Origin of the sequence: Bacteroides sp. (genome assembly GCF_019417265.1) — a bacterium.
Classification (GTDB): Bacteria; Bacteroidota; Bacteroidia; order Bacteroidales; family Bacteroidaceae; genus Phocaeicola.
This window is the reverse complement of the sequence record NZ_DXVR01000168.1, coordinates 1-1858: the sequence shown is the minus strand read 5'-3', so window position 1 is coordinate 1858 and position 1858 is coordinate 1. Positions and strand designations below refer to the sequence as shown.

The following is a 1858-nucleotide window of genomic DNA, read 5'->3' as shown; positions in this document are numbered from 1 at the left end:
ATACCGTTGTTTTTGCTTCCCTCTGTCCATTGTCCATCGTGGGAAATAACCAGACGAAGAGCCTCTGCATTATGTTTCATCTGAATATCTATTTTATCGGCACCGCTATATTTAATCACATTACTCAATATCTCCTGCATTATACGATAAACCTCATAGCCTACTTTATGAGATATGTGATTCCATCCGCAGTCCGAATGCGAAACATACTCTATGCGGATTCCTGTCTGCTCCTCCATTTTTGCAAAATAATCGTACAGCATTTCGTCAAGGTCGGTCAGCTGGAAGCTTGGAGGCATAAGTTCGTGCGAAATTGTTCTCACTCCCGATCTTATATTTTCCAGCATTTCCACCGCACTGTCTCTTCCCTCGTCTGAAACATCGCTCCTTTTTATCTGCATTATCACTCCAAGCAAATCGCTGCACACGCCATCGTGCAAATCCTTTGCAAGACGTTTGCGCTCATTCTCAAGTCCTTCGATATATCGTTTTGCAGAGTTGAGTTCGGACTCCTTTCGTTGAATCTTACGCTTGTGCTGCAACATCAGGATAATGATAAACAGTATTATTATAATCACTCCCATGTAAATGCCTAACCTCACCCGGGACGCTTTCTGAAGTGCCTTTTCATTTTCCAGTCTTGATATTTCCAGTTCCTTGGCATTGACATTCAGTTTGGCATTCAGTTCCGACATTTCCTTGCTGACCTGTGTCTTTGTTATCGAATCACAATATGCATACGCCTCCTGTATGTTTTTAAAGGCATTTTCATAATCTCCCAAACCTTTATAGCTGTGAGCAAGCAATCTGTGATATGCCTCATACGATATCTGTGCCAATACTTGCGGATTATCCAGCAGTATGTCACGGCATTTTCTGTGTTCCCCCATCCAGTTATAAAGGCTGGCACGCGTAGTTATCAGTTCAAGCGCAGTAGGGCTTCCCTGAGGAATCTTTTCAATATACTTTTCATATTTCGCGAGATATATTCTTGCAGAATCTTTTTTCTCCCACAACTGATATGTGGAAAGCAACGGAGCAAAAGAACTCATCGCAAGGAGGGTATAATCGCGTGATAATGCTTTCTCAATATTATCCTTCAATATCTCGGCCGATTCTGAATATTTCTTCATTCTCGAATAAGCAGAAGCTACCAGTATGCGGGCATACATATACATATTTATATCGTCAGCCTCTTCTGCATATTTGGCTGATATCTCTCCATTAGGCAATGCATCCTCATACCGTTCACTACCGAAATACATAGCTCCTATATTATAATATATAGCAGAGAGGGTACTTTTATCGCCTGATATTTTACTCAAATCCGTAGCATGGTTATAATAATATAATGTGGAATCGGTCATTCCAAGCTTCCTGTAGGCAACACCTAACGACATTGCGACTGTCGATTCAAACGTATAGTCACGCTCTTTCAATGAGGGAGCATGAGTCAATGCCTCATTAAACATAGATTTGGCCAATTTGAAATCGCCGTTTACGAAATGATAATTTGCCTTGGCATTAACAAGCCCTAAATATACACGGCTTCCGTAGTCCGGCTTGCTGTAAAATGAAAAACCTTTATCTATAAAATAATTAAAAGAATCTGTATTGAATGATTCGTACTCTTCACTAAGCCTTAAACATATCTCGGCTTTCTTTTCATTATGAGTGTCCGCATCACCCAACTTAGACATTTCGATTCGCAAACTGTCAATCACAGACTGTCCGCAAACAATGTTTCCCCTGAGAACGGACAACAACAAAAACACAAATAGAATTTTCTTCATCATAAAACCCTTAATATTTACCTATAACTTGAATATTCGTAAAATTATAAAAATATCCTAACATA

The 1858-nt window shown here is 39.8% G+C and carries 1 protein-coding gene; it reads right to left on the bottom strand.

What is annotated here, in order from left to right:
• The coding region (locus QZ379_RS12540; RefSeq protein ID WP_291565442.1) for a histidine kinase at window positions 1–1796 on the bottom strand (1796 nt) is incomplete at its 3' end.
• Between the last annotated feature and the right edge of the window lie 62 nt (window positions 1797–1858).